General features: G+C 62.2%; 24 protein-coding genes. 13 read left to right on the forward strand and 11 right to left on the reverse strand.

Going from position 1 to position 24,089, the window contains the following annotated elements; all coding sequences use genetic code 11:
• Nucleotides 1-131: 131 nt before the first annotated feature.
• Nucleotides 132-1,016 carry a LysR family transcriptional regulator gene (locus PKE98_RS01635; RefSeq protein ID WP_271193471.1) on the forward strand — a complete coding sequence of 295 codons (885 nt, stop codon included), beginning with the start codon at nt 132-134 and terminating at the stop codon, nt 1,014-1,016.
• 54 nt (nt 1,017-1,070) lie between these two features.
• On the opposite strand, the gene pbpG is transcribed toward PKE98_RS01635, so the two are convergent.
• Complete coding sequence (gene pbpG, locus PKE98_RS01640) at nt 1,071-1,994, reverse strand: D-alanyl-D-alanine endopeptidase (RefSeq protein WP_271193472.1); 924 nt, start codon at nt 1,992-1,994, stop codon at nt 1,071-1,073.
• A 124-nt stretch (nt 1,995-2,118) separates the two neighbouring features.
• Entirely contained in the window at nt 2,119-3,009 is an 891-nt protein-coding gene (locus PKE98_RS01645; RefSeq protein ID WP_271193473.1) for a choline sulfate utilization transcriptional regulator, read from the reverse strand.
• A 122-nt stretch (nt 3,010-3,131) separates the two neighbouring features.
• Here PKE98_RS01645 and betC point away from each other — a divergent pair, with 122 nt between their 5' ends.
• The 4 genes from betC (at nt 3,132) to PKE98_RS01665 (ending at nt 7,960) form a co-directional block, all read left to right on the forward strand.
• A complete protein-coding gene (gene betC / locus PKE98_RS01650) occupies nt 3,132-4,658 on the forward strand; it encodes a choline-sulfatase (RefSeq protein ID WP_271193474.1) in 1,527 nt (508 codons plus the stop codon).
• A 15-nt stretch (nt 4,659-4,673) separates the two neighbouring features.
• Entirely contained in the window at nt 4,674-5,612 is a 939-nt protein-coding gene (gene choX, locus PKE98_RS01655; RefSeq protein WP_271193475.1) for a choline ABC transporter substrate-binding protein, read from the forward strand.
• 129 nt (nt 5,613-5,741) lie between these two features.
• Nucleotides 5,742-7,316 (forward strand): SulP family inorganic anion transporter, encoded by a 1,575-nt coding sequence (locus PKE98_RS01660; protein WP_271193476.1) that lies wholly within the window; start codon nt 5,742-5,744, stop codon nt 7,314-7,316.
• 143 nt (nt 7,317-7,459) lie between these two features.
• Nucleotides 7,460-7,960 (forward strand): anti-virulence regulator CigR family protein, encoded by a 501-nt coding sequence (locus PKE98_RS01665; RefSeq protein ID WP_271193477.1) that lies wholly within the window; start codon nt 7,460-7,462, stop codon nt 7,958-7,960.
• 83 nt (nt 7,961-8,043) lie between these two features.
• On the opposite strand, the gene PKE98_RS01670 is transcribed toward PKE98_RS01665, so the two are convergent.
• From PKE98_RS01670 to hemF, 3 genes are read right to left on the reverse strand one after another with little or no spacing between them, the layout of a single operon-like run.
• Nucleotides 8,044-8,430 carry a DOPA 4,5-dioxygenase family protein gene (locus PKE98_RS01670; RefSeq protein ID WP_271193478.1) on the reverse strand — a complete coding sequence of 129 codons (387 nt, stop codon included), beginning with the start codon at nt 8,428-8,430 and terminating at the stop codon, nt 8,044-8,046.
• A gap of 12 nt (nt 8,431-8,442) precedes the next feature.
• Complete coding sequence (gene aroE, locus PKE98_RS01675) at nt 8,443-9,261, reverse strand: shikimate dehydrogenase (RefSeq protein WP_271193479.1); 819 nt, start codon at nt 9,259-9,261, stop codon at nt 8,443-8,445.
• A complete protein-coding gene (gene hemF / locus PKE98_RS01680; RefSeq protein ID WP_271193480.1) occupies nt 9,261-10,181 on the reverse strand; it encodes an oxygen-dependent coproporphyrinogen oxidase in 921 nt (306 codons plus the stop codon). Before hemF ends, aroE begins: the two co-directional genes overlap by 1 nt.
• Nucleotides 10,182-10,362: 181 nt before the next feature.
• Here hemF and PKE98_RS01685 point away from each other — a divergent pair, with 181 nt between their 5' ends.
• Complete coding sequence (locus PKE98_RS01685; RefSeq protein WP_271193481.1) at nt 10,363-11,340, forward strand: NADPH:quinone reductase; 978 nt, start codon at nt 10,363-10,365, stop codon at nt 11,338-11,340.
• Nucleotides 11,341-11,343: 3 nt separating this feature from the next.
• Here PKE98_RS01685 and tsaC read toward each other — a convergent pair whose 3' ends face one another.
• The 3 genes from tsaC to PKE98_RS01700 form a co-directional block, all read right to left on the reverse strand.
• On the reverse strand, nt 11,344-11,901 hold the full coding sequence (tsaC, locus tag PKE98_RS01690) for an L-threonylcarbamoyladenylate synthase type 1 TsaC (protein WP_271193937.1): 558 nt from the start codon (nt 11,899-11,901) through the stop codon (nt 11,344-11,346).
• Between the two features lie 64 nt (nt 11,902-11,965).
• Nucleotides 11,966-13,057: a DNA-processing protein DprA gene (dprA, locus tag PKE98_RS01695; protein ID WP_271193482.1), complete on the reverse strand. Its 1,092-nt coding sequence runs from the start codon at nt 13,055-13,057 to the stop codon at nt 11,966-11,968.
• 96 nt (nt 13,058-13,153) lie between these two features.
• Nucleotides 13,154-14,179, reverse strand: coding sequence for a LysM peptidoglycan-binding domain-containing protein (locus tag PKE98_RS01700; RefSeq protein WP_271193483.1), 1,026 nt, complete (start codon nt 14,177-14,179; stop codon nt 13,154-13,156).
• 153 nt (nt 14,180-14,332) lie between these two features.
• Between PKE98_RS01700 and def the strand changes: the two genes are divergently transcribed.
• From def to PKE98_RS01725, 5 genes are all read left to right on the forward strand, one after another.
• Entirely contained in the window at nt 14,333-14,839 is a 507-nt protein-coding gene (gene def / locus PKE98_RS01705) for a peptide deformylase (RefSeq protein ID WP_271193484.1), read from the forward strand.
• Nucleotides 14,840-14,893: 54 nt separating this feature from the next.
• Complete coding sequence (gene fmt / locus PKE98_RS01710; protein ID WP_271193485.1) at nt 14,894-15,844, forward strand: methionyl-tRNA formyltransferase; 951 nt, start codon at nt 14,894-14,896, stop codon at nt 15,842-15,844.
• A complete protein-coding gene (gene rsmB / locus PKE98_RS01715; RefSeq protein WP_271193486.1) occupies nt 15,841-17,169 on the forward strand; it encodes a 16S rRNA (cytosine(967)-C(5))-methyltransferase RsmB in 1,329 nt (442 codons plus the stop codon). The genes fmt and rsmB overlap by 4 nt, the downstream gene beginning before the upstream one ends.
• Nucleotides 17,170-17,243: 74 nt before the next feature.
• Nucleotides 17,244-18,617: a Trk system potassium transporter TrkA gene (trkA, locus tag PKE98_RS01720; RefSeq protein WP_108095227.1), complete on the forward strand. Its 1,374-nt coding sequence runs from the start codon at nt 17,244-17,246 to the stop codon at nt 18,615-18,617.
• 12 nt (nt 18,618-18,629) lie between these two features.
• Nucleotides 18,630-18,932 (forward strand): tetratricopeptide repeat protein, encoded by a 303-nt coding sequence (locus PKE98_RS01725; RefSeq protein WP_271193487.1) that lies wholly within the window; start codon nt 18,630-18,632, stop codon nt 18,930-18,932.
• A gap of 143 nt (nt 18,933-19,075) precedes the next feature.
• Here the strand turns inward: PKE98_RS01725 and PKE98_RS01730 are convergent, their stop codons facing one another.
• The 3 genes from PKE98_RS01730 to PKE98_RS01740 all read right to left on the reverse strand — a co-directional run bounded on the left by PKE98_RS01730 (nt 19,076) and on the right by PKE98_RS01740 (nt 20,997).
• Nucleotides 19,076-19,345: a PilZ domain-containing protein gene (locus PKE98_RS01730; RefSeq protein ID WP_271193488.1), complete on the reverse strand. Its 270-nt coding sequence runs from the start codon at nt 19,343-19,345 to the stop codon at nt 19,076-19,078.
• A gap of 59 nt (nt 19,346-19,404) precedes the next feature.
• Nucleotides 19,405-20,292, reverse strand: a complete 888-nt coding sequence (locus tag PKE98_RS01735; RefSeq protein WP_271193489.1) for a lysophospholipid acyltransferase — start codon at nt 20,290-20,292, stop codon at nt 19,405-19,407.
• A gap of 153 nt (nt 20,293-20,445) precedes the next feature.
• Complete coding sequence (locus PKE98_RS01740) at nt 20,446-20,997, reverse strand: DNA-3-methyladenine glycosylase I (protein WP_271193490.1); 552 nt, start codon at nt 20,995-20,997, stop codon at nt 20,446-20,448.
• A gap of 90 nt (nt 20,998-21,087) precedes the next feature.
• Here PKE98_RS01740 and glyQ point away from each other — a divergent pair, with 90 nt between their 5' ends.
• The gene (gene glyQ / locus PKE98_RS01745; RefSeq protein ID WP_108095231.1) at nt 21,088-22,035 is read left to right on the forward strand and encodes a glycine--tRNA ligase subunit alpha; all 948 of its coding nucleotides are present in this window, start codon (nt 21,088-21,090) and stop codon (nt 22,033-22,035) included.
• Nucleotides 22,032-24,086 carry a glycine--tRNA ligase subunit beta gene (glyS, locus tag PKE98_RS01750; protein WP_271193491.1) on the forward strand — a complete coding sequence of 685 codons (2,055 nt, stop codon included), beginning with the start codon at nt 22,032-22,034 and terminating at the stop codon, nt 24,084-24,086. The genes glyQ and glyS overlap by 4 nt, the downstream gene beginning before the upstream one ends.
• The last annotated feature ends 3 nt before the right edge of the window (nt 24,087-24,089 follow it).

Below are 24,089 nucleotides of genomic sequence, written 5' to 3' on the forward strand. Positions count from 1 at the left end.
ATGCATCGACGCCGAATGCGCCGCCTGAGCCACTTTTATACGGCGACCACCTGGCGCCGGACCTTAAAGGCGCGGCACACTCGTGCGTAAAACCAATGTTTTAGCCGGCCGATATTGACTGTGGGTCAACAATGAAAACCACCCTCGACGAACTGCTCGCGCTCACCACAGTGGTGGACAGCGGCTCCATTACGGCCGCGGCCGAACAGCTCGGGCAAACAGCGTCCGGCGTGAGCCGTGCCCTGAGTCGGCTGGAAGAAAAGCTGGAAGTCACCTTGCTGCACCGCACCACGCGGCGCCTGGAGTTGACGGAGGAGGGCCGTGCCTTCGTGCTGCAGGCGCGGAAAATTGTCGCCAGTGTGGAGGATGCCGAAGAGCAGATGGCCTTGCGCCGCCAGCGCCCGGCGGGACGTCTGCGGGTGAACGCCGCCTCGCCCTTTATGCTGCACGTGATCGTGCCGCTGGTGGCCGGCTTTCGCGCGCAGTACCCGGATATCGAACTGGAGCTGCACAGCAGCGACCAGATTATCGACCTGATCGAGCAGCGCACCGACGTGGCCATTCGCATTGGCCCGCTGCGCGACTCCACGCTGCATGCGCGGCCGTTGGGCAGCAATCGCCTGCGGGTATTGGCCAGCCCGGGGTATTTAACGCAGTTCGGCGCGCCGCAGACGGTGGAGGAATTGAACGGGCGCAGCCTGCTTGGTTTTACCCAGCCGGAAACCCTTAACCAATGGCCGCTGCGCCATGAGTGCGGTCAGTACTGGCAGGTGACGCCGAGCATCAAGGCCTCCAGCGGCGAAACGCTGCGGCAGTTGGCGCTGGAGGGGGCTGGGCTGGTGTGCCTGGCGGACTTTATGACGCGCCAGGACCGCGAGGACGGGCGCTTGGTGCAGGTGTTGGAAGCGCACACGGTGGATGTGCGCCAGCCGATTCATGCGGTGTATTACCGCAACACCGCGCTGGCTTCGCGGATTACCTGCTTTTTGGATTATGTGAGCGGTAGGTTGGGTTGAGCCAAAGGCGAAGCCCAACCTACGCGGGGACGACGGTGACTGGTAAGAGGGTGGTTACTCAGCGGCGAGCTGATGCGCCCCTTGCTTGGAGCGCTTATACGCCAATGCCGCCGCCGACACTGGCGACACGCGGCCGGTCTCCACCCAGGTTTTCAACCGACCGGCATCGGCGATATGGGTGTATTTGCCGAACGCATCCAGCACCACAAAGGCCACCGGGCGGTTGTTCATCATGGTGCGCATCACCAGGCAGTGGCCGGCTTCGTTGGTAAAGCCGGTCTTGGTCAGCTGGATGTTCCAGTTGGCTTTGTAGATCAGGTGGTTGGTGTTGCGAAAGCCCAGGCTGTAGTTGGGTTTCTTGAAGCTGGCGGTGGTTTCCGGCGTGGTGCTGAGCTGGCCGAGCAGGGGATATTGCTGGCTGGCTTTGAGCAGTTTCACCAGGTCGTTGGCGCTGGAGACGTTCAGCTCCGACAGGCCGGTGGGCTCCACGTAGCGGGTGTGCGCCATGCCCAGGGCCTTGGCCTTGTTGTTCATGGCGGCAACGAATGCCGGCACGCCGCCTGGGTAGTGGTGGGCGAGGCTGGCGGCCATGCGGTTTTCCGACGACATCAGCGCCAGCAACAGCATTTCATGGCGCGTGGCCAGGCTGCCGACCTTGACCCGCGAGAACACGCCGCGCATTTCCTTTACGTCCTGGATCTGCACCGGCAGCACTTCGTCCATCGGCAGCTTGGCGTCGAGGGTGACCATGGCAGTCATCAGCTTGGTCACCGACGCGATGGGCACCACTTTGTCGGGGTTGCTGGAATACAGCACCTGGTTGGTTTTCAGGTCGACCAGAAGCGCGCTGCCGGAGGCAAGCTCCTGCACCTTGAGCGGCTGCGTTTTGACCGTAATCTTTTCAGCCGCGCCCGAAACGGCGCTGATGGCGAATAAACTGCAAAACAGCAAACGGGAGAGGGCAGGGCGAATATTCACAAGGACGGTCCACGAGGCAGAGGATAAGGGCGCCACAGCAGTCCTTGCCGGCCCGCGCAGTATAGGAAACACCCCGTAGGATGGGTAGAGCGCAGCGAAACCCATCGTTACACGAATCGACGAGTCACAACCCCAGCTCCGCATGCAGCCACTGCACAAACGGCTGCAACAACCGCGCACGGCGTTTGCGTTCCGACAACACGGCGTAATAGCCAAACCGCGACTGCGCCTGACCCTCGATCACCTTGCACAACACACCCTGTTCCAGCAGCTCATCCACCAGGTGGCTCCAGCCAATCGCCACGCCCTGGCCGGCAATCGCGGCCTGAATCAGCAGGGTGTAATTGTCGAAACTCAGCGCCGCCGGCCCCACCTGCTGGGTAATGCCCAGGGCTTGAAACAAGCCGTTCCAGTCGAACCAGCGGCTGCTCATATCGGGCTTGAGGTGCAGCAGCGGCATGCCGGCGAGCTGCTCGTTGCTCAGCGGCAAGGTGCGGCCTTCAAGCAAGCGCGGGCTGCAGATGGGGAACACTTCTTCGCTGAACAGCCGGCTGGCTTCGGTGTGTTTGAAGCGGCCGTCGCCGAAGGTGATGGCGATATCAATGTCGCTGCGAAGGCTCGTCATGCTGCGGTCGCTGGTGATCAGGCTGACATCCAGGTGCGGGTTGGCCGCGCGAAACCGCGGCAGCCGCGGCATCAGCCAATAGGCAGCGAAGGCGAAGTCGGTGGAGACCTGCAGCACCTCATGCTGGTTCTGCGCGGTGATGGCGGTGATGCCGGCATCGATGGTTCCCAGCCCTTGTTGCACATGCACCAGCAGCACCTGCCCGGCGTCGGTGAGGGTAATGCCGCGGTGGATACGGTCGAACAAGCGCACCGCCAGTTCCTTTTCCAGCCGCTTGATCTGCTGGCTCACCGCTGGCTGCGTGGTGCCCAATTCGGCGGCGGCGCTGGTAAAACTCAGCGAACGCGCAGCGGCTTCAAAGACGCGGAGCAAATCCAGCGGCAGGCTCACGCTGCCATCTCGCATAAGCAGTGGTTATCCGAAACATGCATGGTCATGCGCTTTACCCCTGAAGGCGTGAGGCAGAAGATCGAAGCATCGCATAACTGATCCGCATAGGATAAGCCCGCCACATGAAACGCCCGAACATCCTTTTCATCATGGCCGACCAAATGGCCGCGCCGCTGCTGCCCCTGCACGATCCCGCATCTCCAATCAAAATGCCGCACCTAAGCCGCCTGGCCAGCGAGGGCGTGGTGTTTGATTCGGCCTATTGCAACAGCCCGCTCTGCGCGCCGTCGCGCTTCACCCTGGTCAGTGGCCAGCTGCCGTCGAAGATCGGCGCCTATGACAACGCCGCCGACTTCCCGGCCGATGTGCCCACCTACGCCCACTACCTGCGCCGCCTGGGTTACCGAACGGCGTTGTCGGGCAAGATGCATTTTTGCGGGCCAGACCAGTTGCACGGTTACGAAGAGCGCCTGACCAGTGATATCTACCCTGCTGACTACGGCTGGGCGGTGAATTGGGACGAACCCGATGTACGCCCAAGCTGGTACCACAACATGTCGTCGGTGCTGCAGGCCGGGCTGTGCGTGCGTACCAATCAGCTGGATTTCGATGAAGAGGTGGTGTTCAAGGCGCAGCAGTATCTGTTCGACCATGTGCGCGAGGCACCCGAGCAGCCTTTCTGCCTGACCGTTTCGATGACCCACCCCCACGACCCCTACACCATCCCGAAAAAATTCTGGGACCTGTACGAAGGCCAAGACATTCCGCTGCCGCGCCACCCACGCGCACAAAGCGAGCAAGACCCGCATTCAGAGCGGTTGATGAAGGTGATCGACCTGTGGGACAAGCCGCTGCCCGAGAACAAGATTCGCGACGCCCGCCGCGCGTACTTCGGCGCCTGCAGCTATATCGACAGCAATATCGGCAAGCTCTTGGAAACCCTCGAAGAGACCGGCCTGGCCGATAACACCATCATCGTGTTCTCGGGCGACCACGGCGACATGCTCGGCGAGCGGGGCCTCTGGTACAAAATGCACTGGTTTGAAATGGCCGCCCGCGTGCCGATGGTGATTCACGCCCCGGCGCATTTTGCCGCCGGGCGGGTAAAAGCCTCGGTCTCCACCGCCGACCTGCTGCCGACATTCATAGCGCTGGCCGGCGGCCGACTGCATGACGAATTGCCGCTGGATGGCCGCTCGCTGCTGCCACATCTAAACGGCGAGGGCGGGCATGACGAGGTGTTTGGCGAGTACATGGCCGAGGGCACCAACAGCCCGCTGATGATGATTCGCCGCGGCCCATACAAGTTCATGTATTCGGAGCAGGACCCGTGCCTGCTCTACAACACCGAGCAAGACCCGTTCGAATTGGAGGAGCTGAGCCAGTCGCACGCCCATCAATCCGTGTTTGCGGCATTCCTCGCAGAGGCCCGCAGCAAATGGAATATTCCCGCCATTCACCACCAGGTGTTGGCCAGCCAGCGGCGACGGCGTTTCGTTGCCAGCGCGCTGAGCCTGGGCACCCTCAAGAGCTGGGATCACCAGCCGTTTACCGATGCCAGCCAGCAATATATGCGCAACCACATCGACCTCGACGACCTCGAGCGCAAGGCCCGCTTTCCGCAACCACCTGCCCACACTAAAAACTAAATCCAAGGGGACGCCATGAAAGTTTTATCCACCAAGTTATCCACAGCTTTGCTCACAGGCGTTGGCGCGTTGGCGCTGAGCATTGGCACCGTTCAGGCGGCCGAAAGCTGCGACACCGTGCGCATGGCCGATCCGGGTTGGAGCGACATTGCCGCCACCAACGCCGTCGCCAGCTTTTTGCTCGACGGCATGGGCTACAAAGCCAAGGTCGACACCCTGGCCGTGCCGATTATTTTCGGCGGTATGAAAGACGGTTTGGTGGACGTTTTCCTCGGCAACTGGATGCCGGCGCAGCAAGCGCACTACGACAAGTTCGTGAAAACCGGCGACGTGGTGCAGTTGAACAAAAACCTCGAAGGCACAGAGTTCACGCTGGCTGTACCCGATTACGTGTACGCCGCCGGGGTGCATGACTATGCCGACCTTGCCAAATTTGCCGACAAGTTCGACAAGAAGATTTATGGCATTGGCGCCGGTGCTCCGGCCAACCAGTCGCTGCAGGAAATCATCACGAAAAACCAGTTCGACCTGGGCCAATGGAAGCTGGTGGAGTCCAGCGAACAAGCGATGTTGTCGGAGGTCGGCCGGGCGGTGAAACGTGAGCGTTTTATCACCTTCCTGGGCTGGACCCCACACCCGATGAACGTGCAATTCAAGATGAAATACCTCACCGGCGGCGAGAAGTATTTCGGCGCCAGCGGCAGCGTTTATACCCTGACGCGAAAAGGTTATGCACAGGCGTGCCCGAACGTGGCCAAGCTGCTCACCAACCTGACGTTCACCCAGGAAATGGAGAACACCATCATGGCCCAGGTGGCCGACAAGAAGGGCAGCAATGCCGAGGCCGCCAAGGCCTGGATTGCCGCACACCCCGAGGTGTTGAACGGATGGCTTGAGGGCGTGAAGACCAAAGACGGTGGTGATGCGTTGGCGGCGGTAAAAGCCAAGCTGTAAGCGAAAGCGCCCGACGTTTTCAGGTCGGGCGCAATGCCGTAGGGTGTGCTGTGCGCACCATTGCGTTCGCCGACAGATCGCTCGGTGCGCAGAGCACACCCTACACAAGCCCTTTGTTCTGAGATGTTCATGCACTGGCCTGCACGCCTGAAGCTTTTCCCCTTTCTCGCCTGGCTGCCTGCGCAAACAGGCCGCTCCGTTCGCCGCGATTTTCTGGTGGGCCTCGGCGGCGCCGTATTGGCCTTGCCGCAGTCCATTGCCTACGCCCTGATCGCCGGCCTGCCGGCCGAGTACGGTTTGTATGCCGCCGTGGTGCCGGTACTGGTCGCCTGCTTGTGGGGCTCGTCCTGGCACCTGATTTGTGGGCCTACGGCCGCCATCTCCGTGGTGCTGTTTACCAGCGTGAGCCCGCTCGCCGTGCCCGGCAGCGCCGATTATGTGGAACTGGTGCTGCTGCTGACGTTTCTCGCCGGCCTGTTCCAATGGCTGCTGGGCCTGCTGCGGTTTGGCTCGCTGGTGAATTTTGTCTCGCACTCGGTGGTGGTCGGCTTTAGCGCCGGCGCTGCGGTGGTGATTGCCCTGGGGCAACTGCCTTATCTGCTGGGCATCGACCTGCCGAGCCAGGCCACAGGTTATGACAGCCTGGTGCACCTGCTGGCTTTGTTGCCCCGTTTCAACCCAGCTTGCTTGGCAGTGGCAGCGATCAGCCTGGGCAGCAGCCTGGTGATTCGCAAGCTGTGGCCCAGAGCGCCGGCGTTGCTGGTGGGCATCGTGCTCGGCAGCCTGGTGGTATGGGCGTTGCCGACGCTGTTTGCCAGCGTGCCGCGGGTAGCCGCGTTCAGTGGTTCACTGCCGCCGTTCAGCCCGCTGAGCCTGGACCCGGCCACAGTGCTGCGCCTGCTGCCCACGGCCGTGGCGTGCGGGATGCTGGGCCTGGTGACCAGCCTGTCGATTTCCCGCACCTTGGCCAGCCGCTCCCAGCAAATGCTCAATGCCAACCAGGAGGTGCGCGCCCAGGGCCTGTCGAATATGGTCGGCGCGTGGTTCTCCGGCTACCTGTCGGCCGGCTCGTTTACTCGCTCAGGGCTTAACCTGCAAAGCGGCGCCAGCTCGCCGCTGGCCGGGGTGTTTTCGGCGCTGCTGGTGGCAGTATTTGCCTTGTGTGGCGCCGGCCTGATCGCTCATATCCCCTTGCCGAGCATGGCCGCGAGCATTTTGCTGATTTGCTGGGGGTTGATCGATTTCGCCGGCATTCGCGCGCTGTATCGTGTTAGCCGTTCCGAATTTGTAGTAATGCTGCTGACCCTGGCCGCCACGCTGCTGCTGGAGCTGCAAACCGCGATCTACGCAGGCGTATTGGCCTCGCTGTTTTTCTACCTCAAGCGCACCTCGCAACCGCGGGTGCAGCAATGGGTAGACGGTGACGAGGAGATTCTGCGGTTGGAGGGTTCGATCTTCTTCGGGGCCTGCCATTTCGTGCAGTTGCGCCTGCAACGCAGCACGGCCAGGCGGGTGGTGATCGAGGGGCAGCATATGAATTTTATCGACTACGCCGGCGTCACCATGCTGCACCAGGAGGCCCGCCGTTTACGCGGCCTGGGTCGCAGCTTGTGCCTGCGCAACGCCAAGGCGCAGATAGTGGAGGAGTTGCTCAAGCTGGAAGGCCCGGACCAATGCCCCATCGAGTTTCAGCCGCCGTTGTAAGCGCTGCCTCAGTGCTGTGTAAAAGTCCTGATACAGAGGAATTTTCAGCAGCGCGTCACGCCTAATCCTGCAACCAGCGCCAATACTCGCTGGCCCGCCGCCCAGTCATGTTGCCGAGGCGGCGCGGAGCAAGGAGCAAGACCATGAAGACTTCCCGCCTGATCGCCAGCCTCTGCATTACCGCCCTGTTGGCCAGCAGCCTGGCCACCGCCGCCCCGCAAGGCGGTCCGGGCCAGGAGCAGAACCCTCGCAATGGCCAGCCCGGTCAGGGGCGCGAGCCGCAGGGCAATCAGGGAAATCAACAAAGCGGTCAGCCGGCGCATAACCAACAACAGAACCAGCAGCGCCCGCCGCAACAAGCCAACAACCGCCATGGCCAACCCCCGCAGGATTTTGCCCCCGTGCGTCAGCAGTTCTATGACCATCGCGCCCAGATCGGCCGTGGCCCCGACCTGCCGCCCGGTGTGCGTATCGAACATGGCCGACCCCTGCCCCACGGCTACGGCAAACGCCTGGACGCCCGCGCTCTGCACGGCTTGCCGCAGTACAACGGCTATGAATGGAGGCGGGTAGGCAGTGATGTGGTGTTGATCGCCATTACCACCGGCATCGTTTACACCATTCTGGAGGGGGTTCTGAACTAGAAGAGCATCGCGGCTGAAGCCGCTCCTACCAAGAGCGCAATCCTTGTAGGAGAGGCTTCAGCCTCGATTCCTGCAAACAACGTCTACAGGTCGAACTGAGTTGGCGGCTGCTGATTGAACACGCTGAGGTTCATGACCATCGGCTGGCCGATCCACAAACCATGATCGCGGTGGTCGACCAAGTCGTTGCCGGTAATGGGATGAACGAAAATAGACAGGCCCTGGCGGTGCAGCACCAGCCACGGAATCAGTTGGGCAAACACGGCCGGGCGCAACGCGAGTTGGCAGCTCCAGGCCGGGTGTGGGCCGACGATCTTTTCATGCACACGGCCCATCTTCAGCTCGAACAGCGTGGCCGCTTCTTCACACAGGCGGCGGGCTTGCTCGACGGTGCTGGCGTCGAAGTAGACGTGCGCATGCCAGCCGCGAATTTGTTCTTCGGTAGGGCTGTTGTCTGCTTCGATCGTCATGCCGTTCTCCACTCAGGCCAGTTGGCGCCGCAGTTCAGCCAGCACCGTGGCGCTGTCCGGACGCACACCGCGCCAGAGTAAAAACGCTTCGGCCGCCTGTTCCACCAACATGCCCAGACCATCGAGCGTGCGTGCGGCACCGTGGCCACTGGCCCATTGGTTGAAGGCAGTAAGGCCTTTGCCGTACATCATGTCGTAGGTAACGGTATGGCCCGCTTTGATCAGGCTGGGCGAGATGGGCGGCAGCTCGCCGGCCAGGCTCGACGAGGTGCCGTTGATGATCAGGTCGACCGGCGCTTCCATCCAGTCGAACCCGCAGGCGGCGACCGGGCCCAGGTCGGCGAATAGCCGCGCCAGGGTTTCGGCTTTTTCCACCGTGCGGTTGGCGATCACCAGCGAATGGGGCTGCTCGGCCAACAGCGGCGCCAGCACGCCCCGCACGGCGCCACCGGCGCCCAGCAGCAGAATGCGTTTGCCTTTGAGGTCGAGGCCGGCGTTTACCGTGAGATCGCGCACCAGGCCGGCGCCATCGGTGTTGTCGCCGAGCAGGCCGCCGTCGTTTTGTTTGCTCAGGGTGTTCACCGCCCCGGCGCGTTGGGCACGCGGGGTGAGGCTATCGGCCAATTGGTAAGCCTGCTCCTTGAACGGCACGGTGACGTTGCCGCCACGGCCGTTGGCGAAGAAATCGCGGGCAAAGGCGGTAAAGCCATCCAGCGGCGCCAGCAGCGGCTCGTAGCTCAGTTGCTGGCCGGTTTGTTCGGCAAACAGGCGATGAATCAGCGGCGACTTGCTATGGCCGATGGGGTTGCCGAAAACGCCATAACGGTCCATCAGTGCGCCGCCTCGCCCAACCAGTCGCGGTCTTGCAGGTAATAGTCGGTCAGCCGCGCCTCCTCGCTACCGGCTTCGGGTTTCCAGTTGTAGCCCCACTGTACGTGCGGCGGCAGGGACATCAGGATGGACTCGGTGCGCCCGCCCGATTGCAGGCCGAACAGCGTGCCGCGGTCGTACACCAGGTTGAATTCCACATAACGGCCACGGCGGAAGGCCTGGAACTCGCGCTGCTGGGCGGTGAAGGCGGTGCCTTTGCGCCTTTGCACGATGGGCAGGTAAGCGTCGATATAGGCATCGCCGATGGCGCGGATAAAGGCGAAGCAGGTGTCAAAATCCCACTCGTTCAGGTCATCGAAAAACAGGCCGCCGATGCCGCGCGGCTCGTTGCGGTGTTTGATGTGAAAGTAGGTGTCGCACCAGGCTTTGTAACGCGGATACACGTCGGCGCCAAAGGGTGCGCAGGCCTGTTCGGCCACGCGGTGCCAGTGCTGGCAGTCTTCGTCATTGCCGTAGTACGGGGTGAGGTCGAAGCCGCCACCAAACCACCACACGGCTTCTTCGCCCTCTTTCTCGGCGATAAAAAACCGTACGTTGGCGTGAGAGGTCGGGATGTGCGGATTTTCCGGGTGCATGACCAGCGACACGCCCATGGCCTCAAAACCACGGCCGGCCAGTTCCGGGCGATGGGCGCTGGCCGAGGGCGGCAGGCCGGTGCCAAACACGTGGGAAAAGTTGACCCCGCCTTTTTCCAGCACCGCGCCGTTTTCGATCACGCGGGTACGGCCGCCGCCCCCTGCCGGACGCTCCCAGGCGTCTTCGACAAAACGGGCGCTGCCGTCTTCGGTTTCCAGGGCGGCGCAGATACGGTCTTGCAGATCGAGCAGGTAGGCCTTCACGGCCGCGGAACGTTCACTCACACCATCACCTTCAACACGCAAAATTAAAAACCGGTTAGCCGCCCAGAAGCCGCTGGCGGTGGGGCTCTCGGCCCGAATAGGGGCGCAAGCATACCACCGCTCTCGGGCGCTTCGGTGTTGACGCCCGTCAGGCACAAGCGTTGGATAGAGGGCTTCGCCGGTCATTTAATAGGAATTTTCCATGCCCAAACGCATTCAGTTTGCCCAGCACGGTGGTCCTGAGGTTCTTGAGTACGTGGACTTCCAACCTGCCGCCCCAGGCCCGAACGAGGTGCGCGTGGCCAACCATGCCATCGGCCTTAATTTTATCGACACCTATTACCGCAGCGGCCTGTATTCCCCGGCCTCCTTGCCTTCCGGCCTGGGTGCGGAAGGCGCTGGCGTAGTTGAGGCAGTCGGTAGTGCGGTCAGCCACCTCAAGGTCGGTGACCGCGTGGCCTACGGTACCGGCCCGCTGGGTGCGTATAGCGAAGTGCACACCTTGCCAGCAGCGCATCTGGTGAAGCTGCCCGACAGCATCAGCTTCGAGCTGGCCGCCAGCGTGATGCTCAAGGGCCTGACGGTGCAGTACCTGCTGCGCCAGACCTACCCGCTCAAAGGCGGCGAAACCATCCTGTTCCACGCCGCTGCCGGTGGCGTGGGCAGCATTGCCTGCCAATGGGCCAAGGCGTTGGGAGTAAAGCTGATCGGCACCGTGGGCTCGGCGGCCAAAGCCGAACGCGCCAAAGCCTTGGGTGCCTGGGCGACCATCGATTACAGCCATGAAGACGTGGCCGCGCGGGTGCTGGAACTGACTGATGGCAAGAAATGCCCAGTGGTGTACGACTCCATCGGCAAAGACACCTGGGAAACGTCGCTTAACTGCACGGCACCGCGGGGTTTGTTGGTGAGTTTCGGTAACTCGTCCGGGCCGGTCAGCGGCGTGAACCTGGGCGTACTGGCGGGCAAGGGTTCGTTGTATGTCACCCGGCCAACCCTGGGCAGCTATGCCGATACGCCGGCCAACCTGCAGGCCATGGCCGATGAGCTGTTCGCCATGCTGGCGAGCGGGCAGATCACGGTGGATATCAACCAGCGCTTTGCCCTGAAGGATGTCGCCGCTGCCCATACCGCCCTGTCCGGTCGGCAAACCAGCGGCTCCACGGTGCTGCTGCCCTAGGGCTTAGCTGGCGCGCAGCACCTTGCCGGTGGCCAGGTCACGAATAACGCTGGGGTTCTTGCGCCCGCCGAGGGCCCCGGTCAGCACGGCATCGAGCTGATCGGGGAAGTACTGCTGAATACGCAGGCTATTGCGCGCCGGTGGTTTGCCGGCGGGGTTGGCCGAGGTGGAAACCAGCGGGCCGACCTGGGCGCAGAGGTCGCGCACCAGCGGGTGATCGCTCACGCGCAGGGCAACGGTTTCGTGCTCGCCGGTAATCCAGCCGGGCAGCAGATTCTGATGCGGCACCAGCCAGGTGTTGGGCCCAGGCCAGGTGCTGGCCAGGCGGTCGAGCCAGAGCTCGGGGAAGTCTTCGAACAGAAAGTCGAACTGCTCGATGGTGTCGGCTACCAGAATCAAACCTTTTTCCACCGGGCGCTGCTTGAGGGCCAGCAGGCGCTCGACCGCCTGCGCATCCCACGGGTCGCAGCCCAGGCCCCACACGGCCTCGGTGGGGTAGGCAATCACGCCACCATTGCGCACTACACGCGCTACCTGCTGGATACGCCAACTGCTGGTCATCGCCACCTCGGGGTCATTTTCACTACGGGCCATTTTCACTGTAGGAAGTGTACCGAAGCGCCGCTTAACGGCCCACCCAGACACCGCCTTCGTTGGCCACACGGCCTTCCACTTCCAGTTCACTGAGCGCCGCCAACACCTTGGGCAAGTCCCAGCCACTGGCCACCGCCAGGGCTTCGCCGGTTTGCGGCGCGGCAAACAGCAGTTTCAGCAGTGGGTGTTTGACGGCAACGGGCCCGGCTCGACGCTTCGGCGCCGGCGCCACGTTCTGCCAGCCGCGCAGGCCTTCGAGAATATGCTCGACGCACTCCACCAACGCCGCGCCGTCGCGAATGAGCTGATGGCAACCGCGCGCGCCGGGGTGGTGGATGGAACCGGGGATGGCGTACACCTCGCGCCCTTGTTCCAACGCCAGGCGCGCGGTGATCAACGAGCCACTCGAAGGGCTGGCTTCCACCACCAGCACGCCCAGCGACAGGCCGCTGATGATGCGGTTACGCAACGGAAAGCTGGCAGGAAGGGGCGGGGTGTCGAGCGGCAGTTCCGAAATCATGGCGCCGCCTTGAGCCACGATATCGGTAGCCAGATGGCGGTGGCGTGGTGGATAGATCTGGTTCAAACCGGTGCCCAGTACGGCAACCGTTTTGCCGCCCACGGCCAGCGCGCCCTGGTGCGCCGCGCCATCAATGCCAAGGGCCATCCCGCTGGTAATCACAAAGCCGCCGCCGGCCAGGCTGCGGGCGAAGGCGTGGGCGGTGTCCATGCCTGGCTTAGAGGCGCGGCGGCTGCCGACAATCGCCAGTTGGGGTTGCTGCAGCAGCTGCGGGTTACCGGCCACGTATAGCAGCGGCGGCGCGTCGGGCAGTTCGGCGAGCAGGGCGGGGTAGTCGGCGTGGTCCCACATCACCAGGTGGTGGTTGCACTGTTCCAGCCAGGCCAGTGAGGCGTTTACGCGCTGGCGGATGGTTTCGTCGCGCCGGGCTTCGGCGCAGGCGGCAGGTAGTTTCAATGCGCGCCAGGCGGCGGCCGGTGCGCTCAGTGCGGACGAGGCATTGCCGAACGCGTCGATAAGAGTACGGAAACGTTTGGTGCCCAGGTCCGGCAGGCAGTGCAAGCGCACGCGCGCTTCCAGTTCGGCAGGGGAGGTGTTTTGCATAAGATCAGTCCTTGATCGAGAAGAGGGGTATTTCAGGGATATTTCCTACAAGACCCCAGAAACAAAAACCCCCGCATCGGCGGGGGTTTTGGTTGGTTACGGGTTTCGAACCTTGTCCATCACTTCGAGCTGCCTCGTGGCGCTGAGCACCAGGCCGTAGCTGAGTTTGTCGTAAGTGTGGAACACCATCAGCAAACCAGCACGCTCGTCGGGGATTTTTACCTGCTCGCCGGTGACGCGGTCGCGCACGGTTTCGCCGGTTTTGTACACCGCCAACACGTTGCCTTCTTGCAGGCCGTCGCGTTTGCCTTTGCTCAAGGTCACCACGTCGAACTGGCCGATCTGCGAAACGCCGCGCGGTACGTCGAGAATCAGGCCACGGATTTCGGTGGTCGGTGCGCTCGGCATAAAGGTGGAGTTCACATGACGCTCTTCGGTTGGGAACAGCCGATCGCCGTTACGTACTTCTTGAGTGGTGCGGGTGAGGGTGAGGGTGGCAACGCCATCTTCCTCGGCAATCACCTGACCGCCACCGATGTCGTCGGCGTTGATGCCCAGAAACTCTTTGGTGTCCGGGTCGGTGTAGGTGCGGCCCTGGCGGAAAATGCCATAAACCGGGTGCTGTTCATCGAAGGTGCCGCGTGCATAAATGCGGTCGCCCGCGCCGCTCACTACCCGCTCGGCCGTGCCGGCCACAACGTAGTTGGCTTTGATGAATTCCTCGTCGCTATCAACGATGCGGTTTTTCAGCAGGAAGCTGTCGATGGCTTCCAGTGGAATGGTCGGAATGGCTTGGGCCATCGGCGTGCTGCGCACTTGCGGCGACAGTTTGATGGTGCCGCGCGACGCGCCACGGTTGAGCGTCAGACGTGGCTGACCGTCAACATAGGTCAGCGAAAGCTGATCGCCCGGGTAGATCAGATGAGGGTTCTCGACCTGCGGGTTGGCGTGCCAGATCTCTGGCCACTTCCACGGTTCACTGAGGAACTTGCCGGAAATATCCCAGAGGGTATCGCCCTTGACCACGGTGTAGCGGTCCGGATGACCTTCCTTGAGCTGCACTTCGGCCTGAGCCAAGCCAGAGGCGGCTAGGAGTAGCAGGGCGAGTAGTGATTTCCTCATGCGGTGAATCCCTTTATTATGTGTCTTCACGTAGAACGCCCAAGGGCTGCTCCGAAACCCTCGGAAGCCGCGGCCTGAAGCCGTTTTTCAATGCTGCTCAGCATATTAGCAGCGGATTTTGACTTTATTCCACAAGTGCATCACACAACGCATATGGCAATCCTAAACATCCTCGAGTTTCCCGACCCGCGCCTGCGTACCATCGCCAAGCCCGTAACCGAGGTTGACGACGCGCTGCGCCAGTTGATCGACGACATGTTTGAAACCATGTACGACGCGCCGGGCATTGGTTTGGCTGCCACTCAGGTCAACGTGCACAAGCGCGTGGTGGTGATGGACCTCAGCGAAGAGAAGAACGAGCCGCGGGTTTTCATCAATCCCGAGATCGAAATGCTCACCGATGAGATGGACCAGTACCAGGAAGGCTGCCTTTCGGTGCCGGGCTTCTACGAGAATGTCGACCGCCCGCAGAAGGTGAGAATCAAGGCGCTGGACCGCGATGGTCAGCCCTATGAACTGATCGCCGAAGGCCTGCTCGCCATCTGCATTCAGCACGAGTGCGACCACCTCAACGGCAAGCTGTTTGTGGACTACCTGTCTACGCTCAAGCGCGACCGGATCAAGAAGAAGCTGGAAAAAGCGCACCGCCAGCAGGTGTAACCGCCTCCCACAAAGGCTTGCTACGGCAAGCCTTTTTTCTTTTAGAGATACAACATGAGCCAAGCACTGCGCCTCGTTTTCGCCGGCACCCCCGAGTTTGCCGCCGAACACCTCAAAGCCCTGCTCGCCAGCCAACACGAAATTGTGGCGGTTTACACCCAGCCGGATCGCCCGGCCGGCCGTGGGCAAAAGCTGATGCCCAGCCCCGTAAAGCAGCTGGCCCTGGAGAACAATATTGCGGTGTTGCAGCCGGCGACGCTGCGCGACCCGGCGGCCCAGGCCGAACTCGCCGGCCTGAATGCCGACCTGATGGTGGTCGTCGCCTACGGCCTCATCCTGCCGCAAGTGGTGCTCGATACCCCGCGCCTTGGCTGCATCAATAGCCATGCCTCGTTGCTGCCACGCTGGCGTGGCGCGGCGCCGATCCAGCGCGCCGTGCAAGCGGGCGATGCCGAGAGCGGCGTGACCGTAATGCAAATGGAAGCGGGCCTGGACACCGGCCCGATGCTGCTCAAGGTCACCACGGCCATCACCAGCGACGACACCGGCGGCAGCCTGCACGACCGCCTTGCCGAACTCGGCCCGCCTGCCGTTTTGCAGGCCATCGAAGGCCTGGCCGCCGGCACCTTGCAGGGCGACGTGCAGAACAACGACCTGGCCACTTACGCCCATAAACTCAATAAAGACGAAGCGCGTCTGGACTGGAGCCGCCCGGCCGTGGAACTGGAGCGCCTGGTTCGCGCCTTCAATCCCTGGCCCATCTGCCACAGCACGTTAAATGGCGAAGCGTTGAAAGTGCTGGCCGCGCAACCGGCCGACGGCCACGGCGCGCCGGGAGAAATCCTCAACGCCAGTCGTGATGGTCTGGTGGTGGCTTGTGGCGAAAACGCCTTGCGCCTCACCCGTCTGCAATTGCCCGGCGGCAAGGCGCTGAATTTTGCCGATCTGTTCAATAGCCGCCGCGAGCAATTCGCCGTGGGTACCGTGTTGGGGGCCGGCGCATGAACCCGCGTCTGGCTGCGGCCAATGCGCTGGCCTCCGTACTGTCGGGCAAAGCGTCGCTGAACAGTTCGCTGCCCAAGCAGTTGGATAAGGTGGAAGCGCGCGACAAAGGCCTGACCCAGGACCTGGCCTTCGGTACCGCCCGCTGGCAGCCACGCCTGAGCGCACTGGCCGAACGCCTGTTGCAGAAACCGTTCAAGACGGCTGACCGTGATGTGGAAGCACTGCTGCTGGTGGGCTTGTACCAACTGCTCTACACGCGCATTCCCGCCCATGCGGCCATCGGCGAAACCGTCGGCGCCGCCGAGAAACTGAAAAAGCCCTGGGCCAAGGGTCTGCTCAATGCCGTGCTGCGACGCGCCCAACGTGAGGCGCAAGCGCTGCTGGTGGAAATTGACCACGACCCGATGGCCCGCACCGCCCACCCGCGCTGGCTGCAAAAAGCTTTGAAGGCGTTCTGGCCCGAACACTGGGAAGCCATCTGCGCCGCCAACAACGCCCACCCGCCGCTGATTCTGCGGGTGAACCGCCGTCTGGGCAGCCGCGATGAATACCTGGCCGAACTGCAACGGGTCGGCTTTGAAGCCAGCGCTTGCATCTTTAGCCGCGACGGCATCGTGCTGGCCGAGGCCTGTGATGTCACCACCTTGCCGGGCTTTGCCGAAGGCCGCGTAAGCGTGCAGGACGAAGCCGCACAACTGGCCGCCGACCTGCTGGATCTGGCGCCCGGCCAACGGGTACTGGACGCCTGCTGCGCCCCTGGCGGCAAAACCTGCCATCTACTTGAAGCCGAGCCCGCCCTAAGCCACGTGGTGGCCATCGACCTCGAAGCCAAACGGTTGGTGCGGGTGAAAGAAAACCTCGCGCGCCTGGGCCTGAATGCCGAGCTGATCGCCGCCGATGCGCGCGACACCGATGCCTGGTGGGACGGCAAACTGTTCCAGCGCATTCTGCTCGATGCGCCCTGCTCGGCCACCGGCGTTATCCGCCGGCACCCGGATATCAAACTGACGCGTCAGGCTGACGACATTCCCGCCCTGGCCACACTGCAAGGCGAACTGCTGAATGCGCTGTGGCCCACGCTGGAAGTTGGCGGTGTGTTGCTCTATGCCACGTGCTCGACGTTGCCCACGGAAAATACCGAAGTCATCGAGGCCTTTCTGGCCCGCACGCCAGGCGCCCGTGAGCTGGATATCGCCGGCCAGCAGGGCCAGCAACCGCCCGGCCTGAAACAGCCCCATGGTCGGCAATTGCTGGCGCAAGAGGGCGGCCATGACGGCTTTTATTACGCCAAACTGATCAAGATCGCCGCCGCGCCGCGCGCCTGAAGCGCGCCTGTGCAGCGGCGGCACAGGTCTGCTATTTTCGGGGCCGCTCACAGCAGGTCTAGGGATACACACGGATGAAGATCATTATTCTCGGCGCCGGTCAGGTGGGTGGCACCCTGGCGGAACACCTGGCCAGCGAGCACAACGACATCACCGTGATCGACACCGACGGTGACCGCCTGCGCGACCTCGGTGATCGCCTGGATATCCGCACCATTCAAGGCAAGGGCTCGTTCCCCACTGTGCTGCGTCAAGCCGGTGCCGACGACGCCGATATGCTGGTGGCCGTGACCAACAGCGATGAAGTGAATATGGTCGCCTGCCAGGTGGCCTACACCCTGTTCCACACCCCGACCAAAATTGCCCGCGTGCGTGAAGCGGCCTACCTGACCCGCTCCGGCCTGTTCGACAACGACGCCATTCCGGTGGACGTGCTGATCAGCCCGGAGCAGGTGGTGACCAACTACATCAAGCGCCTGATCGAGCACCCAGGCGCTCTGCAGGTAATCGACTTCGCCGAAGGCAAAGCGCAACTGGTGGCGGTAAAGGCCTATTACGGCGGCCCGCTGGTGGGCCAGCAACTGCGCCAACTGCGCGAACATATGCCCAACGTCGACACCCGTGTGGCCGCCATTTTCCGCCGCGACCGGCCAATTCTGCCCCGTGGCGACACCGTGATCGAAGCCGATGACGAGGTGTTTTTTATTGCGGCCAAGGCGCATATCCGCGCCGTGATGAGCGAGATGCGCCGCCTGGAGGACAACAACAAACGCATCGTGATCGCCGGTGGCGGCCATATTGGCGAGCGCCTGGCCGAGGCGATCGAAAGCCGCTACCAGGTGAAAATCATCGAGATGAACCCGGCACGCTGCCGCTATCTGTCCGAGACATTGGACAGCACTATCGTGCTACAGGGCAGCGCTTCGGACCGCGATTTGCTGGTGGAAGAGAACATCAGCGATGCCGATATTTTCCTGTCGCTAACCAACGATGACGAAGCCAACATCATGTCGTCGTTGCTGGCCAAACGCCTCGGCGCGCGCAAAGTGATGACGCTGATTAACAACCCGGCGTATGTCGACCTGGTGCAAGGCGGCGAGATCGATATCGCCATCAGTCCGCAGCTGGCCACCATCGGCACCTTGCTCGCCCATGTGCGCCGTGGCGATATCGTCAGCGTGCATTCGCTACGCCGGGGTGCAGCGGAAGCCATCGAGGCGATTGCCCATGGCGATGCGAAATCCAGCAAGGTGATCGGCCGCGCCATCGAGGACATCGCCTTGCCGCCGGGCACAACCATCGGCGCCCTGGTGCGCGACGAGGAAGTGTTGATTGCCCACGACGACACCGTGATCGAATCCGGCGACCACGTGATTCTGTTTCTGGTGGACAAGAAGTACATCCGCGACGTCGAGCGCCTGTTCCAGGTTGGCCTGACCTTCTTTTAAGGGACTACCGCGATGCTCGATTCGCTGGAAAAAATGCTCGGTAAAGGCGTCGATAACGCCCTGCTGCGTTTCGGCCTGGGCAAGGGTTACCTCGACCTGAACGACCATGCCAAAGCGATCGAGCACCTGCAACGCTGTGTCGAGTTCGACCCTGGCTATTCGGCGGCGTGGAAGTTATTGGGCAAGGCGCATCTGGCGCGGGGTGACACAGCCGCTGCGCGAACGGCCTGGGGGCAGGGCATCCGCGCCGCGCAGGGCAAGGGCGACAAGCAGGCAGAAAAGGAAATGAGCGTTTTTTTGCGTAGGTTGGGTTGAGCCAAAGGCGAAGCCCAACGATACGGAGAGATTGAATCCAGTACCGTTTCAAACGGTTAAGAGGAAAGCTCAGGCGTCCTGACCAGCAGCGGGGTTGGGGCGTCTTTCTGGGTATCGTTGGGTTTCGCTTTGCTCAACCCAACCTACGCATCGTGCTGAAAGACCAGGCCAACACCGCTGGGTTCGAAACGCACCACTTCCAGGCGTACCACGGGCGCTTCTACTGGCAGCCCCTGAACCTGACCGCTGAACACTTCACCGATGTTCAACAGGCTGCGCGCATCATCAATCACCACAAAAACGCCACTTTCGGAAATGTCGCGGGTAGTGACCATCATTTTGCCGTGCACTGGATGATCAATGCGCAACTGAACCTTGAGGGGGCTGCGGCGGAACTCGCGCTTGTTATCCATGCTTATCCTGTCATGTCCGGGCGTCGGTGCTCAGACAGTAATAGCTATCCGGCGCGGCATCAATACCACTTCTTCTCGCCTGCGGGACGCTTTTTGAAGCGTTTCATGGTCCACATATATTGGCTGGGGTAGGCGCGCACATAGCGCTCGACCACCTGGCTCATGGCCGCGACAGCTTCTTGGGTGTCGGTGCTGTACATGCCTTCGGGGGCGGCTTCGAGAATCACCTTGTAGCCCGAGCCATCTTCCAGGCGCAGGGCATGCAGAAACACGCCGACCGCTTTTCCGCCGGCGAGCATGCCGGGCACGAATTTGCTGGTGAGCGCCTCAATGGCCAGAAACGGCACGAACAACCCGGCCGACAGACTCGGCTCCGGGTCAGCCGGAATACCGACCGAGCCGCCTTTGCGCACTTCCTTGATCACGCTGAGAATGCCTTCCTTGGTGGACGGAGCGACGCGATTGCCCAACTGCACGCGCTGTTTGCGCAGCAGGTCATCGACAGCTTTGAGTTTCGGCGGGCGGTAAAAAATGATGGGTTTGCACTGGTTGCAATAGAAGTGGTTGAGCACTTCCCAGTTACCCAGGTGGCTGGTGATGCCGACCACGCCTTTACCGGAGGCCAGGGCGGCCTGCAGCACGTCGAGGCCTTCGACTTCGCGCACCAGCTTCAGCGATTTTTCCGCTGGCCAGACCCAGGCGCAGGCGCTTTCGGTAAGGGTTCGGCCGATGTCCATCAGGCTTTTTTTCAGCAGCCGGTCGTGGGCGGCGGCATCCAGTTCGGGAAAGCATTTGCTCAGGTTGATGGCAGCGACGTTGCGCGAGCCGTTGGGAAAGCGCCACATCAGCCAGCCAATAAAACCGCCGAGGCCCTGCACCGCACGCCAAGGCAACAAGGCGAACAGGCGCAGAAAACCGACGATCAACGCACCTTTGAACTTCTCCACCGCAAATTCCCCGAATTCGAACAGGGGCCCATTGTACCCATCGTGGACCGCCCGGGGCACAGGTGTCGTAAGGCGAATATCCCTGCAAGGGATATTCGCCGCACCGATCGACGACGAAACGGCGATATCCGCGATGCGGATAGTCGCCCTACGTTAACCGCGCAATTGGGCGTAGCGGCTGCAATCCTGGGTGTGGTCCATCACCATGCCGGTGGCTTGCATAAAGGCATAGCAAATCGTCGGGCCGACAAAGGTGAAGCCGGCTTTCTTCAGGGCTTTGCTCATGGCTTCGGCTTCCGCCGTGACGGCGGGCACGTGGCTGCGCCCAGGGAAGTGATTGACCTTGGGAACGCCGCCAACAAACGACCAGAGAAACGCCACAGGGTCCGCCAGCCGCAGCCAGGCCTGGGCATTTTTGCGTGCGGCCTCGAGCTTCAGGCGGTTGCGGATGATGCCGGGGTCTTGCATCAGCCCTTCGATTTCTTCATCGGTGAGCTGCGCCAGCCGCCCGGCATCGAAGCCGAACAGCACCTGGCGGTAGCGTTCGCGTTTCTTCAATACGGTGATCCACGACAGCCCGGCCTGGAAGCCTTCGAGCAGCAGCATTTCGAAGAGGTGACCGGCATCTGTCTGCGGTACGCCCCATTCTTCGTCGTGGTAGGTGATGTACAGCGGGTCGTCGTTGCACCAGAAGCAGCGTGGCATAGGGCTCCTAGGGGAGGGTGAGGGTGGTTTGCGGGGTGAATCGGGTATACTCCCGCCCTTTCTGTCGCAGCCTCAGTACAGGTGAAATTAGTGAGCCAGCCTACGCCTGCCGTGCGCACCTTCCAAGACTTGATCCTCGCCCTCCAACAGTATTGGGCCGAGCAAGGTTGTGTGGTGCTTCAGCCTTACGATATGGAAGTCGGCGCCGGCACCTTCCACACCGCCACGTTTTTGCGCGCCGTCGGCCCGGAAACCTGGAACGCCGCCTATGTGCAACCCAGCCGCCGTCCAGGTGATGGTCGCTATGGCGAAAACCCCAACCGTCTGCAGCACTACTACCAGTTTCAGGTGGTGTTGAAGCCCAACCCGGACAACTTCCAGGAGCTGTACCTGGGTTCGCTGAAACGCATCGGTCTGGACCCATTAGTGCACGACATTCGTTTCGTTGAAGACAACTGGGAATCGCCAACCCTCGGCGCCTGGGGTCTGGGCTGGGAAATCTGGCTCAACGGCATGGAAGTCACCCAGTTCACCTACTTCCAGCAAGTGGGCGGCATCGAGTGCTATCCGGTGACCGGCGAGATCACCTACGGTCTGGAACGCCTGGCCATGTACCTGCAAGGCGTGGACTCGGTTTACGACCTGGTATGGACCGACGGCCCGTTCGGCAAGGTCACCTACGGCGACGTGTTCCACCAGAACGAAGTGGAGCAATCGACCTATAACTTCGAGCACGCCAACGTCGACAAGCTGTTCGAGTTGTTCGACTTTTATGAAAGCGAAGCCAACCGTCTGATCGAGCTGCAGCTGCCGCTGCCGACTTACGAGATGGTGCTCAAGGCCTCCCATACCTTCAACCTGCTGGATGCTCGCCGCGCGATTTCGGTGACTGCCCGTCAGCAATACATTCTGCGTGTTCGGGCCTTGGCCCGTTCGGTAGCCCAGAGCTACCTGCAGGCACGTGCGCGTCTGGGCTTCCCGATGGCGGCGCCGGATCTGCGCGATGAAGTATTGGCCAAGCTGGAGGCAGCAGAATGAGTGCGCAAGATTTTCTGGTAGAGCTGGGCACTGAAGAGCTGCCACCCAAAGCCCTGAAAACTCTCGGTGACGCCTTTCTGGCCGGCATCGAAAAAGGCCTGAAAAGCGCGGGCCTGAGCTACAGCGGCAGCCGCGTTTACGCAGCGCCTCGTCGCTTGGCCGTGGTCATCGATCAACTGGCCGTGCAGCAGCCTGATCGCAGCGTGAACATGGACGGCCCGCCCGTGCAGGCCGCCTTCGACGCCGACGGCAACCCGACCCAGGCGGCCCTGGGGTTCGCGAAAAAATGCGGCGTGGATATCTCCGCCATCGACCGCAGCGGCCCGAAGCTGAAGTTCAGCCAGAGCATTCCCGGCCAACCGGCTGTGGGCCTGCTGGCCGGTATCGTGACCTCGTCGCTGAACGACTTGCCGATTCCCAAGCGCATGCGCTGGGGTGCTCGCAAAGAAGAATTCGTGCGCCCGACCCAGTGGCTGGTGATGCTGTTTGGCGACGAGGTGGTCGATTGCGAGATTCTGGCGCAGAAAGCCGGCCGTGAGTCCCGTGGCCACCGTTTCCACCACCCGGACAGCGTGCGTATCAGCTCGCCCGCCAACTACCTCGAAGACCTGCGCAGCGCTTATGTGTTGGCTGATTTCGCCGAGCGTCGTTCGCTGATCAGCAAGCGCGTCGACACCCTGGCCGCCGAGCAGAAGGGCAGCGCCATCGTGCCGCCAGCGTTGCTCGACGAAGTGACCGCGTTGGTGGAGTGGCCCGTGCCGCTGGTGTGCTCGTTCGAGGAGCGTTTCCTCGCCGTGCCGCAGGAAGCCCTGATCACCACCATGCAGGACAACCAGAAGTACTTCTGCCTGCTGGATGCCAACGGCAAGTTGCTGCCGCGTTTTATCACCGTGGCCAACGTTGAAAGCAAAGACCCGGCGCAGATCATTTCCGGCAACGAGAAGGTGGTTCGCCCCCGTCTGACCGACGCCGAGTTCTTCTTCAAGCAGGACAAGAAGCAGAAGCTCGACAGCTTCAACGCGCGCCTGGCCAACGTGGTATTCCAGGCTCAGTTGGGCTCGGTATTCGACAAGGCTGAACGCGTTTCCCTGCTGGCGGCGTTCATTGCTGCGCGTATCGGCGGCGACAGCCCGCGTGCTGCCCGTGCAGGCCTGCTGAGCAAGTGCGACCTGGCCACCGAAATGGTCGGCGAGTTCCCGGAGATGCAAGGCATCGCCGGTTATTACTACGCCCTCAATGACGGCGAGCCGGAAGATGTTGCGCTGGCGTTGAACGAGCAATACATGCCGCGTGGTGCGGGCGCGGAGTTGCCGAGCACGCTGACCGGTTCGGCCGTGGCCATCGCGGACAAGCTGGACACCCTGGTCGGCATCTTCGGTATCGGCATGCTGCCCACCGGCAGCAAAGACCCCTATGCACTGCGTCGCGCTGCCCTTGGCATTCTGCGCATTTTGATCGAGAAGAAACTGGACCTCGATCTGGCCGCCACCATCACCTTCGCCATCGAGCAGTTCGGCGCCAAGGTGAAAAATGACGGCCTGGCGTCTCTGGTGCAGGACTTTATCTTCGACCGCCTGCGTGCGCGCTACGAAGACGAAGGTGTCGACGTGGCCGTGTACCAGGCCGTGCGTGCGGTAAACCCGGTGTCGCCACTGGACTTCGACCAGCGCGTACAAGCCGTGCAGGCGTTCCGTGCACTGCCGGAAGCCGAAGCCTTGGCCGCGGCCAACAAGCGTGTGTCCAACCTGTTGAGCAAGGCCGACGGCAACGTGGCTGCGGGTATCGAAGCGCATTACTTCGATTCGCCGAGCGAGTTCTCGCTCAATGCCGCGATTCAGCAAGCCGACCACGCCGTACAGCCATTGGCGCAAGCCCGTCTGTACAGCGAAGCGCTGGCCCAACTGGCCGGCTTACGCGAGCCGGTAGATGCCTTCTTCGCTGCGGTAATGGTGAATGCCGAAGACCCGTCGGTGCGCGCCAACCGGTATGCGCTGTTGGCCAAGCTGCGCAGCCTGTTCCTGGGCGTGGCCGACATCTCGCTGCTGGGGTAAGCC

Source organism: Pseudomonas turukhanskensis, from assembly GCF_027922365.1.
GTDB classification, from domain to species: domain Bacteria; phylum Pseudomonadota; class Gammaproteobacteria; order Pseudomonadales; family Pseudomonadaceae; genus Aquipseudomonas; species Aquipseudomonas turukhanskensis.

Excerpts from the sequence above, each read along its gene's own strand:
- PKE98_RS01685 (WP_271193481.1), top strand. The coding sequence starts at position 10,363 with ATGCCCAAACGCATTCAGTTTGCCCAGCACGGTGGTCCTGAGGTTCTT.
- aroE (WP_271193479.1), bottom strand. The coding sequence starts at position 9,261 with ATGGACCGTTATGGCGTTTTCGGCAACCCCATCGGCCATAGCAAGTCG.
- PKE98_RS01730 (WP_271193488.1), bottom strand. The coding sequence starts at position 19,345 with ATGGATAACAAGCGCGAGTTCCGCCGCAGCCCCCTCAAGGTTCAGTTG.
- trkA (WP_108095227.1), top strand. The coding sequence starts at position 17,244 with ATGAAGATCATTATTCTCGGCGCCGGTCAGGTGGGTGGCACCCTGGCG.
- betC (WP_271193474.1), top strand. The coding sequence starts at position 3,132 with ATGAAACGCCCGAACATCCTTTTCATCATGGCCGACCAAATGGCCGCG.
- rsmB (WP_271193486.1), top strand. The coding sequence starts at position 15,841 with ATGAACCCGCGTCTGGCTGCGGCCAATGCGCTGGCCTCCGTACTGTCG.
- glyS (WP_271193491.1), top strand. The coding sequence starts at position 22,032 with ATGAGTGCGCAAGATTTTCTGGTAGAGCTGGGCACTGAAGAGCTGCCA.
- PKE98_RS01665 (WP_271193477.1), top strand. The coding sequence starts at position 7,460 with ATGAAGACTTCCCGCCTGATCGCCAGCCTCTGCATTACCGCCCTGTTG.
- PKE98_RS01700 (WP_271193483.1), bottom strand. The coding sequence starts at position 14,179 with ATGAGGAAATCACTACTCGCCCTGCTACTCCTAGCCGCCTCTGGCTTG.
- PKE98_RS01740 (WP_271193490.1), bottom strand. The coding sequence starts at position 20,997 with ATGCCACGCTGCTTCTGGTGCAACGACGACCCGCTGTACATCACCTAC.
- PKE98_RS01725 (WP_271193487.1), top strand. The coding sequence starts at position 18,630 with ATGCTCGATTCGCTGGAAAAAATGCTCGGTAAAGGCGTCGATAACGCC.
- dprA (WP_271193482.1), bottom strand. The coding sequence starts at position 13,057 with ATGCAAAACACCTCCCCTGCCGAACTGGAAGCGCGCGTGCGCTTGCAC.
- fmt (WP_271193485.1), top strand. The coding sequence starts at position 14,894 with ATGAGCCAAGCACTGCGCCTCGTTTTCGCCGGCACCCCCGAGTTTGCC.
- PKE98_RS01660 (WP_271193476.1), top strand. The coding sequence starts at position 5,742 with ATGCACTGGCCTGCACGCCTGAAGCTTTTCCCCTTTCTCGCCTGGCTG.
- PKE98_RS01635 (WP_271193471.1), top strand. The coding sequence starts at position 132 with ATGAAAACCACCCTCGACGAACTGCTCGCGCTCACCACAGTGGTGGAC.
- def (WP_271193484.1), top strand. The coding sequence starts at position 14,333 with ATGGCAATCCTAAACATCCTCGAGTTTCCCGACCCGCGCCTGCGTACC.
- choX (WP_271193475.1), top strand. The coding sequence starts at position 4,674 with ATGAAAGTTTTATCCACCAAGTTATCCACAGCTTTGCTCACAGGCGTT.
- tsaC (WP_271193937.1), bottom strand. The coding sequence starts at position 11,901 with ATGACCAGCAGTTGGCGTATCCAGCAGGTAGCGCGTGTAGTGCGCAAT.
- PKE98_RS01670 (WP_271193478.1), bottom strand. The coding sequence starts at position 8,430 with ATGACGATCGAAGCAGACAACAGCCCTACCGAAGAACAAATTCGCGGC.